The sequence below is a fragment of the Curtobacterium herbarum genome (genome assembly GCF_016907335.1).
GTDB classification, from domain to species: domain Bacteria; phylum Actinomycetota; class Actinomycetes; order Actinomycetales; family Microbacteriaceae; genus Curtobacterium; species Curtobacterium herbarum.
This window is the reverse complement of record NZ_JAFBBT010000001.1, coordinates 2,395,347-2,409,347: the sequence shown is the minus strand read 5'-3', so window position 1 is coordinate 2,409,347 and position 14,001 is coordinate 2,395,347. Positions and strand designations below refer to the sequence as shown.

Below are 14,001 nucleotides of genomic sequence, written 5' to 3'. Positions count from 1 at the left end.
GGTTGACATGATCGAACACATGTTCGAATATGAGGGCATGCAGACGGCGGCGGTACTCCGGTCGTCCGATGAGCGTGGCGACCGCGGACGCGGGGACCGGGAGCACATCGGGCGGAACGGTGCTGCCCGTTCCAGTTCTGGTGCTGGTGCTGCCGGTGCCCGCGCTTCCGACCACGTCGGCGCGGCACGGGCTGCGCTCGACCGGATCACCTCGCTGCGCTCCCGGGTCGCCGACATGGAAGCGACCCGCGTGGACACCGAGGGGCTGCCCACCGCCGACGCCCTCGCGCCGCTGCTGCCGGGCGGTGCCATCCGCGCCGGGGGTACGTACTCGGTGCCGGAGTCGGTGCTGCTCGCCCAGACCATGCTGCAGGCGGCCTCCGCGTCCGGGGCCTGGTGCGCCGTGGTCGGGGTGCCGTCCTTCGGCGTCGAAGCCGCAGCCGCGGCCGGCATCGACCTGGAACGACTCGTGCTGGTGCCGGACCCGGGCGACCAGTGGCTCGCGGTCACCGCGGCCCTCGCCGACGTGGCACAGATCGTCCTCACCCGACCGCTCGGCCGGGTGGTGCCCGGTGACGTCGCCCGGCTCTCCGCACGGCTCCGACAGCGCGGCGCCGCCCTCGTCGCGCTCGGCGCCTGGCCGGGTGCCGACGTCACCCTGCGGGTCACCGAGTCGCGCTGGAGCGGCATCGGCCAGGGGCACGGGTACCTCACCGAACGTCGGGTGACCGTCACGGCATCCGGCCGTGCCGGAGCCGTCCGGCCGACGAGCACCGAGCTCCTGCTGCCCGCGGCGGACGGTTCGGTGCGTGCTGCGGCGCCGGCCGCTGCCGTGACCGGTGGACGGGTCCTGCGTCCCGTGGCGGTGGCCTCGTGAGCCCGCGCGGGCGCCGGGCGTCGGCCGCCGGACCGCGTGGTGGTGCCGTGCTGCCGGGGGCCGGGCGTGCCGGAGCGGGGGCTGCCGGAGCCGGGCTGCCCGGGGTGGGGCTGCCGGGTGCCGGTGCCGTCCGGGCCGACGCACTCAGCCGGGGTGCCGGTCTGCCGGAACCCCCGCCGACCCGGACGATCGTGCTCTGGTGCCCGGACTGGCCGGTCATCGCGGCTGCCCGGGCTGCCGGGGCACCGCCGGAGCAGCCGTTCGCCCTCATCGCGAAGGGTATGGTCTTCGCCAGTTCCGCCTCGGCACGACAGGTCGGGGTCGTGCGCGGTCTGCGGGTCCGCGAAGCACAGGCCCGCTGCACCGAGCTCGTCACGCAGCCCTACGACGACGCCCTCGACCACCGGGCCTTCGAGCCGGTCATCCGCGCGATCGAGGCGGCCGCGCCCGGGGTCGAGGTCCTGCGCCCGGGGACGATCGCGCTCCGTGCCCGCGGGCCGGCGCGGTACCACGGTGGTGAGCGGGCAGCCGCGACGATCCTGGCCGGCATCGCCGCCGACCACGGCGCTCCCGGTGTGCGTGCGGGTGTGGCGGACACCCCGTTCGCGGCGGAGCAGGCAGCCCGGGCACGGCCGACCCGGCCGGGGGAGCGCGTCCGGATGGTGCCGGTCGGCGGGTCGGGCACGTTCCTCGCCCCGCTGCCGCTCGGGGTGCTCGGCGACCCCGACCTCGCGATGGTGCTCGGACGCCTCGGTCTGACGACGCTCGGTGACTTCGCCGCGCTCACCGACGAACAGGTGCGCGACCGCTTCGGCGTGCCCGGTGCGTTCCTGCACCGGCTCGCCGGCGGCCGTGATCCGCGCGAGGTCGCCGCGCGGGACGTCCCGCCCGACCTCGAGGTCCAGGCGTCCTTCGAGCCGCCGCTCGACCGTGCTGACCAGATCGCGTTCGCCTTCCGCCGGTCCGCCGACGAGTTCGCGGCGAAGCTCCGGAGCGCAGGGCTCGTGGCGACGACGATCCGCGTCGGCATCGTCGACGAGCGGGACGTCCTGCTCGAACGGGTCTGGGCGCACCCGCGGTGGTTCGACGCCGCCGACGTGGTGGACCGGGTGCGCTGGCAGCTCGCGGGCGGGGTCGACCCGACCGGGCTCGAGGCGCCGGTGACCACGGTCGTGCTCGAACCGGTCGCGGTGGACGACCTGGCGAACCACGAGCGTGGGCTCTGGGGTTCCGGCCCGGACGAACGGGTCCACCACGGGTTGGCCCGCGTGCAGGGCATGGTCGGGCACGACGGGGTCGTCACGCCGCGGATCGGGGGTGGTCGCACCCTGGCCGAACGCATCGTGCTCGTGCCCTGGGGCGACGCCCCGGCCGGTGGTGAGCGTGCGCTGGCCGTGGTGCGGGACCGTCCGTGGCCGGGCAAGCTGCCGGGGCCGCCGCCGGCGACGGTCCTCGACCGCCCCCGACCGGTGGACGTCGTGACGGCGGACGGCGGGGCCGTGGACGTCGACGAGCGCGGCACCCTGACCGGTGCGCCCGGACGGTTCCGCTCCGACGGCGACCGCGGGGGTCGGTTCTCCGCCGTCACGGCCTGGGCCGGGCCCTGGCCGCTCGTCGTGCGCTGGTGGGAGTCCGGCGGACGACGACTGCACCGGTTGCAGCTCGTGGACGACGACGGGCGTGCCTGGTACCTGGTCCTCGCCGACCACCGCTGGTGGGCAGAGGCGATCGCGACGTGAAGGACGGTTCCTGATGGGGTACAACAACCCGCCGATCCCGTGGTCGCAGTTCGAGCGTGCCCTCTCGGACAAGCGCAGCCCGGGCACGACCCCCGAGGGCGACGGTGGTGACAGCCCGGCCTGGTCGCGGAAGCGTGCACCGTACCGGCCGGCGGACGTCGCCACGCCGGACGCTGCCCCGGTCGTCCCGTACGCCGAACTCCACGCGCACTCGACCTTCAGCTTCCTGGACGGGGCGAGCCCACCGGAGCACCTGCTGGAAGAAGCGGCACGCCTGGGCCTCTGCGGGCTGGCGATCACGGATCACGACGGCTTCTACGGGGCTGCCCGGATGGCCGAGGTCGCCGAGACGTACCCGAGCATCACCACGGTCTACGGCGCCGAACTGTCGCTCGGGCTCACCGAGCCGCAGAACGGCGTCCCCGATCCCGAGGGCTCGCACCTGCTGCTCCTGGCCGACGGGCAGGACGGGTACCACCGGATGGCCGGCGCGGTGACCGCCGCGCACCTCGCCGCGGGCTCCGAGAAGGGGCGGCCGCGGTACGACCTCGACGACCTCGCGGAACGCTCGGGCGGGCGGTGGCGGGTGCTCACCGGCTGTCGCAAGGGCAGCGTCCGCCAGGCCCTCGAGCGCGGCGGCGAGAGCGCGGCGGAGCAGGCACTGCGGGCGCTGCTGGACCGGTTCGGCACCGGCAACGTGGTGGTCGAGCTCTCCGACCACGGCGACCCGCTCGACAGCGCCCGGAACGACGTCCTGGCCCTCCTGGCCGACCGGCACGCGCTGCCCGTCGTGGCGACCGGGAACGTCCACTACGCCACCCCGGACCGGTTCCCGGTCGCGACCGCCCTCGCCGCGGTCCGGGCCCGCCGCAGCCTCGACGAGATCGACGGGTGGTTGCCCGCCGCGGACACCGCGCACCTGCGCTCCGGCGCCGAGATGGCACGGCGGTTCGAACGGTGGCCGGGTGCGGTCGAGCGGAGCGTGGAGCTCGCCGACGAACTCGGGTTCGCACTGCGGACGGCGAAGCCCGGGCTGCCCGACCTCGACGTGCCGGACGGCCACACGCCGATGAGCTGGCTGCGCGACCTCACCTGGCAGGGGGCCCGCCGGTTCTACCCGGGGGACGCCGACGGGGTGGACGCGCACAAGCGGGAGCGCATCGAACGCGAACTGTCCGTCATCGAGGACAAGGGCTTCCCCGGCTACTTCCTGATCGTCCGGGACATGGTGCAGTTCGCCCGCGGTCGGGGGATCCTCTGCCAGGGACGCGGGTCCGCGGCGAACTCGGCGGTCTGCTTCCTGCTCGAGATCACCGCCGTCGACTCGATCCGGTACGGCCTGCCGTTCGAACGCTTCCTGTCGTCGATGCGCGACGAGGAGCCCGACATCGACGTGGACTTCGACTCCGACCGGCGAGAAGAGGTGATCCAGTACGTCTACGACAAGTACGGCCGGTTCAACGCCGCACAGGTCGCCAACGTCATCACCTACCGACCGAAGGGCGCGGTGCGGGACATGGCGAAGGCGCTCGGCCACAGCCCCGGGCAGCAGGACGCCTGGTCGAAGCAGGTCGAGCGGTGGGGTTCGGTCACCGAGAGCCAGGACCACGACATCCCGGAGCCCGTGGTCGACCTGGCCCAACAGGTCCTCGGGTTCCCGCGGCACCTCGGCATCCACTCGGGCGGCATGGTCCTGACCGACCGGCCCGTGGGTGAGGTGGTGCCGATCGAGCACGCCCGGATGGACGGCCGGACCGTGCTGCAGTGGGACAAGGACGACTGCGCCTACATGGGGCTCGTGAAATTCGACATGCTCGGTCTCGGCATGCTCGCCGCGCTGCAGTACTCGTTCGACCTGGCGGCCGACCACTGCGGCGAGCGGTGGGACATGCACTCCATCCCGAAGGAGGAGCAGGGCGTCTACGACCAGCTCTGCCGTGCGGACACCATCGGGGTGTTCCAGGTGGAGTCCCGCGCGCAGATGGGCACGCTGCCCCGGCTGCTGCCCCGGCGGTTCTACGACCTGGTCATCGAGGTCGCCCTGGTCCGTCCCGGGCCGATCCAGGGCGGCGCGGTCCACCCGTACATCCGACGCCGGACCGGTGAGGAGCCGGTGACGTACCTGCACCCGGCCCTCGAACCGGTGCTGGAACGGACCCTCGGCGTGCCGCTGTTCCAGGAGCAGCTCATGCAGATGGCGATCGCGGTCGGCAACTGCTCCGGGGACGACGCCGACCTGCTCCGTCGGGCGATGGGGTCCAAGCGGGGCCTCGAGAAGATCGACCGGCTGCGGGACAAGCTCTACCGGGGGATGGCGGAGAACGGCATCCACGGCGAGGACGCCGACACCATCTACGCCAAGATCCAGGCGTTCGCGAACTTCGGCTTCGCGGAGAGCCACTCGATCAGCTTCGCGCTCATCGTCTACGCCAGCGCGTGGATGCGCCTGCACTACCCGGGCGCCTTCCTGGCGGCACTGCTCCGGGCGCAGCCGATGGGCTTCTACTCACCGCAGACCCTCGTGGCCGACGCCCGCAGGCACGGGGTCCGCGTGCTGCGGCCGGACATCCTGCGCTCGGACGTCGATGCGACCCTCGAGCCGGTCGAGGACCCCGACCGTGCCGCGGGGACCGCCGCGCCCGGTGGCCTGGGGGACGCGTGCCTGGCGACGGAGCAGCCGCCGGTGTTGCCCTTCGACCGGGACGCCGCGGACGACACCGCCGCGCACCGTCGGGACGGCGCGTTCGCCGTACGGCTCGGGTTGGCCGAGGTCGCCTCGCTCGGCCGACGCAGTGCCGAGCGCATCGTGGCCGAGCGGCGGGCGAACGGGCCCTTCACCGACATGTCCGACCTGGCACGACGGGTCGGCCTCACCACGGCGCAGCTCGAAGCACTCGCCGCCGCCGACGCGTTCGAGTCCCTGGGCATCGACCGTCGGGCCGGCATGTGGTCCGCGGCGCAGGCGGCGGCCGAGCGGGCCGACCAGCTGCCGGACACCCAGGTCGTCGTGCAGCCGCCGCTGTTCGGACAGATGACCAGCGGGGACGTCCTCATCGCGGACATGTGGTCGACGGGCATGTCGACCGACGACCACCCGATGGCACACCTGCGGCAGCGACTGTCGGACCGCGGGGTGCTCAGCGTCGGGGACACCCGGACCGCGGAGACCGGCCGGCGGGTCGAGGTCGGCGGCATCGTCACGCACCGGCAGCGTCCGGCGACGGCGTCGGGGATCACGTTCCTCAACGTCGAGGACGAGTCCGGCCTGGTGAACGTCATCTGCAGCGTCGGTGTCTGGGGGAAGTACCGGCGGGTGGCCCGTGAGTCGCCGGCGGTCGTCGTGCGGGGGATTCTCGAGCGGTCGCCGGACGGTGTGGTGAACCTGGTCGCGGACCGGATCGAGCACCTGCCCCTCGCGGTCCGGACCCGGTCTCGGGACTTCCAGTGACCGGTCGGCACACGACCGGCCGGCTCACGACCGGCCGGCTCACGACCGGCCGTCCCACGACCGGCCGTCCAGTGGCCCGGTTCGCGTCAGCCCGTCAGCGCGCCTGGCTCGGCGTGGTCCGCACCTCCGGGACGCGGATGGTGACCTCGAGCCCGCCGGCGGGCACATTGCGGAGGGTGGCCGAGCCTCCAGCCCGTTCGGCGACCGCGCGGACGATCGCCAGTCCCAGGCCGGAGCCGCCGGGCATCGGGATGCCGGGTGCTGCGTCCGGGGCGCGTCGTGACGTGCGGGCCTCGTCCGGGCGGGTGAAGCGGTCGAACGCGACGGGGACGAACGACTCGGGGACGCCGGGCCCGTCGTCGGTGATCTGGAGCACGCCCTCGCCGGGGGTGGTGCGCCAGGTGACCAGGACGCTGCCGCCGCGGGGGAGTGCGGCGACGGCGTTCCCGGCGGTGTTGGTGACGAGCTGTGCCATCCCGCCGGTGTCGAGCCGGTACTGCGGTTCCGTCGTGCCGCCGCCGATGCCGGGGCCCGAGCCGCCGACCGCGACGGGCGGGTCGAGCTCGAAGTCGACGGTGACGTCCTTGGCACTCGCGATGAGCCGGACGCGGTCGACGGCGGCCATCACCTCGTCGCCGAGGTCCGACCAGGCGGTCGCCGTCTCCGTGGCGCCGTCGGCCGAGCGGCGTTCGGACTCCTCGATGCGGGACAGGGTGAGCAGGTCGTTGGCCAGGCGCGAGAGCCGCGCGACGCTGTTCTTCGCCCGTTCGATGTGGGCGGCCAGGGCCTGGGCGTCGTCGCCGTCGAGCGAGGCCAGGTCGAGCTGGGTGGTGAGGATCGCCAGCGGGGTCCGCAGTTCGTGGCTGGCGTCGGAGACCATCTGGCGTTCCCGCTCGGTGGCCTGGCGGGTGCGGGCGAGGAAGGCGTTCAGCGTCGTGGCGAGGGACGCCAGTTCGTCCTGTGCCGGACCGACCGGCAGTTCGGCGCGTTCCGGGGCGACGGAGAGCCGTTCGGCCTCGCGGCGCATCCGGTTGACGGGACGCAGCGTGGTGGTCGCGAGCACCCAGGACGCGACGCCGAAGGCCACCAGGATCGCCAGCCCCGTGAAGGACAGCGTCGTGGTGAGGTCGTCGACGACGATCGCCTCGGCCTGCGAGTTGCGGGCGGCGACCACCGTCCAGCGTCCCGCCTGGTTCACCGGGTGCTCGATGACGACGCGGTACTCGGATTTGCCGACGTCGATGACCGAGGTGCCGGCGGGGGCGGTGCGGAGACTGCCGAGTGCCTGTTCAAGACTGCCGGGCATCGACGACAGGGTGATCTCACCCGTCGGCGACACCACGGCGACGAACTGGGCGTTGCCGGGCGGCGACAGGTTCGGGTTGCTGTCGACCTCGAGCGTGGCGACGTACGGGTCGGTGTCGGCGTCGAGCAGCGTCTCGGTGGCCCGCGCGACGACGCTGACGACCTGTAGCCGCATCACGACCACGAGCAGCGCGATGACGACGGCCGCGATGACCGTCGACCCGATCGTGATGCGGGAGCGCAGGGAGAGCGAGCGCAGCGTCCACCGGGTCCGCCGCGCGGGTGCCGCCCCGTCCGACCGCGTCACGCGGTCGTCACGCGCCGATGAGGTCGAGCCGGTAGCCGCGGCCGCGCACCGTGCTGATGGCGACCGTCGCCTCCTGCGCGACGAGCTTCTTCCGCAGGTACGAGATGTACTGCTCGACGACGTTCGGGTCGACGTGCTGCGAGCCGTCCCAGACCTCTTCGAGGATCTTCGGCCGGTCGACGACCGTCCCGACCGAGCGGGCGAGCAGCCGGAGCAGCGCGAACTCGGTGGGGCTCATCGCGACCCGCTGGCCCTTGATGGAGACGCGACGGGCCTCGGAGTCGATCGAGACGTCACCGACCTCGATGGTGCGGGGTGCACCGACCGGCTCGCGACGACCGAGCGCCCGCAGGCGAGCGGTCAGTTCGGCGAACGCGAACGGCTTGGTGAGGTAGTCGTCGGCGCCGGCGTCGAGCCCGAAGACCCGGTCGTCGACGGCGTCCCGTGCGGTGACGAGCAGGATCCGGACCGGGTCCTCTCGCTCGCGGACGCGTCGGGCCAGCTCGAACCCGGACATGCCGGGCATCATCACGTCGACCACGGCGATGTCGTACGCCTGCTCACCGAGCGCGATCAGCGCCTCGACGCCGTTCTCGACCGCGGTGACGCGGTATCCCTCTGCGGCGAGCCCGCGCTCCATGAGCGCGCGCATCTCGTCATCGTCCTCGACCACCAACAAGCGCATCTGGACCTCCCGCCACCATCGTGGCACCGAACCGGGTCGCGCGGGCGGATCGCCACCCGACAGGGCTGAACACCGTCACAGCAGGTCCGGGCCTCCGCTGCGCCCTGTGGACAAGCCGAGACCCGCCGGTACTGGCCGATCCCGTCGCGTTGCTATGCTCCGGCCCGGACGCTGTACCCGACAGACCGTCCTGTACTTGGGGGCATCATGTACGACCCGGACCATCCGGAGATCGTCCGACTGCGCGCCGAACTCGACTCCGCCTGGAAGGGCGTCGTCGACCTCGGTTCGCTCGACGGACCACATCGCGACCGCGTCGTCGCCGATCTGCACACCGCCGTGCCGGATGCGGCGGGGCGCGCTGCGCGGGCCGCCGGCCGGGAGGCCGTGGTCGCCGAGATCCGTCGGTTCGCCGACGTCGAGGTGGTCACCTCCGACCCGTCGTGGCCGGCTGCCGGCGTGTGGGCGGACGTCCTCGAGGCGGCCCACCAGGCGGCGTGCGGCATGGACGAACCGGTCCACTGACCGAAGGCGCGGCAGCCCGCGCTGGCGATCAGTCGTCCTCGCCGAGCAGTTCTTCGCGCACGCGCCGGACATCCTCGAGCAGCGCGCCGATGAGCACCCAGTGCCGGGAGTTCGGCCGGACGACGGCGAGCGGCGCCGTCAGCGCGTGCTCGAGCGCGGTGTCCTCGGGCCCCTCGGCGAGCTCGCCCGGCGTCAACCGCTCCGATTCGATCTGGGCGCCGAGGCGTCGGACGTCGGAGCCGATGCGCGCGACCTCGGTGGCGATCCGCCCCACCATCGGGTCGGCGCGGAGGTCCGGTGCGGTGTTGTCCCGCACGGCCCGGGTCATGCCGGTGACCCGGGTGACCAGGACGCGCAGGTGTTCGGCGACGGCGACGTCCCGGTCGAGGATCGTCCGGTGCCGACCACCGCGCGGGTTCATGGCGAGCGAGTCCCGGGCCGAGGTGAGCGCGGCCTCGGTCCGCCCGTGCTGCTGCCGGAGCGCCCGTGCCTGCAGCAGTGCCTGGTGCCACTGCTCGTGGTCCCACCCCTCGGTGAGCCCGACGGCGATGCGCTCGAACGCGGCCGCGGTGTCCCGTGCCAGACGGGCGACGGCGAGGTGCGCGGGTTCGAGGAGGACCGGCGGCACGATGACGGCGTTCACCACGAGGGCGACGACCGCGCCGACCAGGGTCTCGAGGATCCGGTCCGCCGAGTAGTTCGGGGTGACGACCCCGGTGGTGAGCACGAGCATCCCGCTGATGCCGACCTGGGTCGCCGAGGTCGGGGTGAGGCGCAGGGCCCAGGCGAGCAGGATCGCCAGGACGACGACGAGCAGCACGATCCACACCGCGTCGCCGAGCAGCACGTGCACCCCGGTCGCCAGGACCACACCGAGCAGGACCCCGGCGCTGCGCTCCAGTCCCTTCACGAACGACTGGTTGATGCTCGGCTGCACGACGAGCAGGGCGGCGATCGCGGCGAAGGTGGGGAACGGTCCGCGGATGAGGAGTTCGCACAGCAGGACCGCCGCGACCACCGCCACCGCGGTCTTCACGACCTGCAGGAACGGGGTGCGGCTCGAGCTGCGGAGGCGCCTGACCGGGTTCACCCCTCCACGCTAGCCAGGACCCGCACGCCGAGCCGGTCGGCAACACGACGAATCGGGGCACACACGGTTGACTGTCGCCGTGTGGCCGAACCATGAGCGCGTCATCCCCGCGGCCTTCGCCGGGTCGGGGACGACCGTCGTCGCTGCCCGCGCGCACTCGGTCGAACCGTCGGGGAACGGCTACCTCTACGGCTACGAGGTGGACACCGTCGACCGGAACGGACAGCGCGCCACGGTCCTGACGTACGTCGACACGGGTGGCACACACGACCAGAACAGTGCGATCGTCACCGATCCCGCGACGGGGGAGCCGGTGTCGGTGTGGGCCTACCCGAACGACCCGGGCCTACCGGTCCTGCCGCAGGTGACCTACCGGGACGCGGTCGCGGAACTCCTGACGACCCTGGGCATGCCGGTCACGGACCCGACCCTGACGGTCGCCGCCTACCGACCCGGCAAGCGGGCCGTGGTCCGCGTCGACGCCCCCGAGCGCACCCTGTTCATCAAGATCGTCCGCCCGCACCGGGTCGCGCCGATCGTCCGCACCCACGAGCAGTTCGCCGCCGCCGGCCTGCCGGTGCCCCGCGTGCTGTCGAGCCGCGGCGACGGACTGCTCGTCCTCGAACTCGTCCGGGGCGTACCGGCCGGCAGCCGGATCGTCGAGATCGCGGACGACCCGCGCTTCGTGGCGTCCCTCGCGGCGCTCACCGGCCGCATCGCCGCCGTGCCGATGACCCAGCAGGCCCGCGCGGACGCGATGGACCACGCCGACTGGCACCGTCGGACGCTGACGACGGCGCTGCCCGGGGATGCCGAGGAGATCGACCGCCTGTACGACGCGATCGGGCGGCGGTCGATCGGCTGGACCGCGGCGCAGAAGCAGGTGGTGCACGGCGACCTGCACCTCGAGCAGGTGTTCGTCGACGAGGACGAGCCGTGGCGCATCTCCGGCCTGCTCGACATCGACACCGCCGGGTGGGGCTACCCGGTGCGGGACGTCGGCGCGGTCGTCGCGCACCTCGTCGTCACCGGGTTGTGGCACCGCTCCCGGGGCGACGCCGACCGCGGAGCCGCCGCCGAACGCCTCGCCGACGCCGTCGCCCGCGACTGGGCCGCCCGGAACCCGCAGGAGGCCGAGCGCCTCGGCCCGGCGATCGGTGCGCAGCTGCTCGCCCACGCCGGCGGGCAGGCGACCACCGGGTCGGCGAACGGGATCGCGACGGCGGAACAGCTGCTCGCGGCGACGCGGGCCGCCCTGGCGGAACCGGCCCCGAGCCTCCCGTCCGCCGGCGGCCGCCCGCGGTCCGCACCGCGCGTCTGACCCCGTCGTCAGCGCCGTCCCGTCGGTCGCGTCGCGACCCGGCCGGGAGGCCCGCCACGCGCGGGGTGTGGAGAGTCGCCTCCGTCGGCGCCTGGGGAGTAAACTGACCGCGCACGCACGGCGTGCTCGCATGTCGCGTCGATCCCTGCCGCGACGACCGGTCGTTGGCCGGTGCGTGCCGCAGCCGCGTCGCCTGGCAGGCTGGACCTCCAGGACGTTCTCCGGGGGACCTCCCTCGGGATGGGTGGCGTGCGTGAGACGCCGCCGGACTCCCGCGCAGACCGTGACATCGACCACCGGCCCGTACCTGGGCCCCCGATGCGGTCTGCCGGACCGATCCGGCGTGCTGCGGGCCACGGCGGCCCGTGGTGGATCCCGGCGCGACGGCCACGACACACGGCAGCCGCACCACACGACTTCCGCCCGTACCGGGTGGCTCGCCCCGACGAGGGCGGAACAGGAGGAGCCTTGGCTCGATCAGGTACCCGTCGCGCTGCCGGTGGCACGCGGACGGCTGCGCGCCGGACCCGGCCGCTCGACAACGACGGCCTCATCCCCGTCCTCGCCCGCGCGGTCCGCGAGGTCGAAGCCGCAGCACAGCGCGGTGCCCTCAAAGCGACGAACCGCACGAAGTTCCAGGCGGTCGCCCTGCTCATGCGCGAGGAGCGTGCCCGCGTCAAGGCGGACGCGACGCTCACCGACTCGCAGCGGGCGGAGCAGCTGAAGCGTCTCGACGGTGTCGCGACGATCCTCGCCAAGACGGCGGCGCGGGACACCAGCGTCATCCAGCTCCTCACCGAAGAGGCCTCGGTCTCCGAGGCGACCCGCACCGTGAAGCGCGACATGATGATCGCCGCCGGCCTCGAGCTGCAGCCGGAGGACCTGGTCATCGCGGCCGAGCCCACGGCGGCGGTCGAGGCACCCGAGCGTGCCGTCGTGCCGCAGTCGGTCGTGCGACGCCAGCTCGCCAACCCGTTCCTGCCGCCGGACTTCGCGCTCGCCGACCAGCCCGTCGCCCACCCGCGTCGCCTGGCGAACTGGGAGCTCTTCGGTCCGCTGTTCAAGTCGTTCGAGTACGGCGCCGGCGGGGGAGCAGCGTCGATGCCGCTGCCCGAGCCGACCAGCCTGCAGACCCCGGCCGGTGCTTCGCTGATGAAGCACCAGGCGGAACTCGTCACCTCGGCAGCGCAGGGCCACCGCACCTTCCTGCTCGCCGACGAGCCGGGCCTCGGCAAGACCGCGCAGTCGCTGATCGCCGCCGACGCGGCCAAGGCGTTCCCGCTGCTCGTCGTCGTCCCGAACGTCGTCAAGACGAACTGGGCACGTGAGGCCGAGCGCTGGGTGCCGAACCACCGCGCCACGGTCATCCACGGCGACGGCCAGGACCTCGACGGCTTCGCCGACATCATCATCGTCAACTACGAGATCCTCGACCGGCACGTCGGCTGGCTCGGGACCTTCGGGTTCAAGGGCATGGTCGTCGACGAGGCGCACTTCATCAAGAACAAGGACTCGCAGCGGTCCCGGTTCGTGCTGCAGCTCGCCGACAAGATCCGCGAGCGCACGGCAAACCCGCTGCTCATGGCCCTGACCGGTACCCCGCTCATCAACTCGGTCGAGGACTTCCGCACCATCTGGGAGTTCCTCGGCTGGATCGACGACAAGAAGCCCCGCGCGCAGCTCATGAACGAGCTCGAGGAGATCGGGCTGACCCCGGCCGACCAGGGCTTCTTCAGCGAGGCGCGGAAGGCCGTGATCGACCTCGGCATCGTCCGTCGCCGCAAGGTCGACGTCGCTGCGGACATCCCGGCACGCCGGATCGCCGACATCCCCGTCGAGCTCGACGGCGACGAGGGCCGCTCCATCCGCGACGCCGAGCGCGAGCTCACCGCGAAGCTCGTCAAGCGGTACCACCAGGCACTCGCCGCCCGCACCGGCCAGGCACCGGTCGAGGGCATCGACGAGAAGCTCGTCCGCCAGGTCGCCCGCTGGGAGCTCGAGGACCAGGACGCCTCGTCCACCGGCGAGAACGTGTTCTCGATGGTGCGTCGCATCGGCCGTGCCAAGGCGCAGCTCGCGGCGGACTACGCGGCGCAGCTGGCGTCGAACGTCGGCAAGGTCGTGTTCTTCGCCAAGCACCTCGACGTGATGGACCAGGCCGAAGAGGTCTTCGCCCGCCGGCACCTGCGCACCGCGACGATCCGCGGCGACCAGACCCCGGCGCAGCGCACGGCCGAGATCGACTCGTTCGTGAACGACCCGGACGTGGCCGTCATCGTCTGCTCGCTCACCGCGGCGGGCGTCGGGCTCAACCTGCAGGTGGCGTCCAACGTCGTCCTCGCCGAGCTGTCGTGGACGAGCGCCGAGCAGACGCAGGCGATCGACCGCGTGCACCGCATCGGTCAGGAAGAGCCCGTCACCGCGTGGCGCATCATCGCCGCGCAGACGATCGACACCAAGATCGCGGAGCTCATCGACTCGAAGGCCGGTCTGGCCGCCCGGGCGCTCGACGGCTCGGACGAGGAGGTCGTCGACTCCGGCGACATCCAGCTCGACGCGATGGCGGCGCTGCTGCTCGACGCGCTGTTGCGGTAGCGGCCGGCCGGCGGGCTGGCGCCGTTCGGGCGGGCGGGCCGGCTGGCTGGCGCCGTTCGGCTGCGCACAACAAGAACCCGCTCGAACCACGGTCTCCCGTGGTTCGAGC

General features: G+C 73.1%; 9 protein-coding genes. 6 read left to right on the top strand and 3 right to left on the bottom strand.

All coding sequences use genetic code 11. The features are described from left to right. The first annotated feature begins 19 nt into the window (after positions 1-19). From imuA' to JOD51_RS11440, 3 genes are all read left to right on the top strand, one after another. On the top strand, positions 20-877 hold the full coding sequence (imuA', locus tag JOD51_RS11450) for a DnaE2-dependent mutagenesis accessory factor ImuA' (protein ID WP_239539850.1): 858 nt from the start codon (positions 20-22) through the stop codon (positions 875-877). A gap of 161 nt (positions 878-1,038) precedes the next feature. Then, positions 1,039-2,616 carry a DNA polymerase Y family protein gene (locus JOD51_RS11445; protein WP_239540479.1) on the top strand — a complete coding sequence of 526 codons (1,578 nt, stop codon included), beginning with the start codon at positions 1,039-1,041 and terminating at the stop codon, positions 2,614-2,616. A 13-nt stretch (positions 2,617-2,629) separates the two neighbouring features. After that, positions 2,630-6,064: an error-prone DNA polymerase gene (locus tag JOD51_RS11440; RefSeq protein WP_204608511.1), complete on the top strand. Its 3,435-nt coding sequence runs from the start codon at positions 2,630-2,632 to the stop codon at positions 6,062-6,064. 94 nt (positions 6,065-6,158) lie between these two features. Here the strand turns inward: JOD51_RS11440 and JOD51_RS11435 are convergent, their stop codons facing one another. Then, complete coding sequence (locus JOD51_RS11435; RefSeq protein ID WP_204608508.1) at positions 6,159-7,676, bottom strand: sensor histidine kinase; 1,518 nt, start codon at positions 7,674-7,676, stop codon at positions 6,159-6,161. A 7-nt stretch (positions 7,677-7,683) separates the two neighbouring features. Continuing rightward, entirely contained in the window at positions 7,684-8,361 is a 678-nt protein-coding gene (locus JOD51_RS11430) for a response regulator transcription factor (RefSeq protein ID WP_110903965.1), read from the bottom strand. A gap of 207 nt (positions 8,362-8,568) precedes the next feature. Between JOD51_RS11430 and JOD51_RS11425 the strand changes: the two genes are divergently transcribed. Then, positions 8,569-8,886 (top strand): hypothetical protein, encoded by a 318-nt coding sequence (locus JOD51_RS11425; protein ID WP_204608506.1) that lies wholly within the window; start codon positions 8,569-8,571, stop codon positions 8,884-8,886. 28 nt (positions 8,887-8,914) lie between these two features. Here the strand turns inward: JOD51_RS11425 and JOD51_RS11420 are convergent, their stop codons facing one another. After that, positions 8,915-9,976, bottom strand: a complete 1,062-nt coding sequence (locus JOD51_RS11420) for an FUSC family protein (RefSeq protein ID WP_204608503.1) — start codon at positions 9,974-9,976, stop codon at positions 8,915-8,917. Positions 9,977-10,055: 79 nt separating this feature from the next. Here JOD51_RS11420 and JOD51_RS11415 point away from each other — a divergent pair, with 79 nt between their 5' ends. Both JOD51_RS11415 and JOD51_RS11410 read left to right on the top strand, forming a co-directional pair. Beyond that, a complete protein-coding gene (locus tag JOD51_RS11415) occupies positions 10,056-11,297 on the top strand; it encodes an aminoglycoside phosphotransferase family protein (RefSeq protein WP_204608500.1) in 1,242 nt (413 codons plus the stop codon). Positions 11,298-11,765: 468 nt separating this feature from the next. Continuing rightward, positions 11,766-13,892: a DEAD/DEAH box helicase gene (locus JOD51_RS11410; RefSeq protein WP_204608497.1), complete on the top strand. Its 2,127-nt coding sequence runs from the start codon at positions 11,766-11,768 to the stop codon at positions 13,890-13,892. The last annotated feature ends 109 nt before the right edge of the window (positions 13,893-14,001 follow it).

Coding starts and splice junctions, on each gene's coding strand:
- imuA' (WP_239539850.1), top strand. CDS start 20: ATGTTCGAATATGAGGGCATGCAGACGGCGGCGGTACTCCGGTCGTCC.
- JOD51_RS11440 (WP_204608511.1), top strand. CDS start 2,630: ATGGGGTACAACAACCCGCCGATCCCGTGGTCGCAGTTCGAGCGTGCC.
- JOD51_RS11430 (WP_110903965.1), bottom strand. CDS start 8,361: ATGCGCTTGTTGGTGGTCGAGGACGATGACGAGATGCGCGCGCTCATG.
- JOD51_RS11425 (WP_204608506.1), top strand. CDS start 8,569: ATGTACGACCCGGACCATCCGGAGATCGTCCGACTGCGCGCCGAACTC.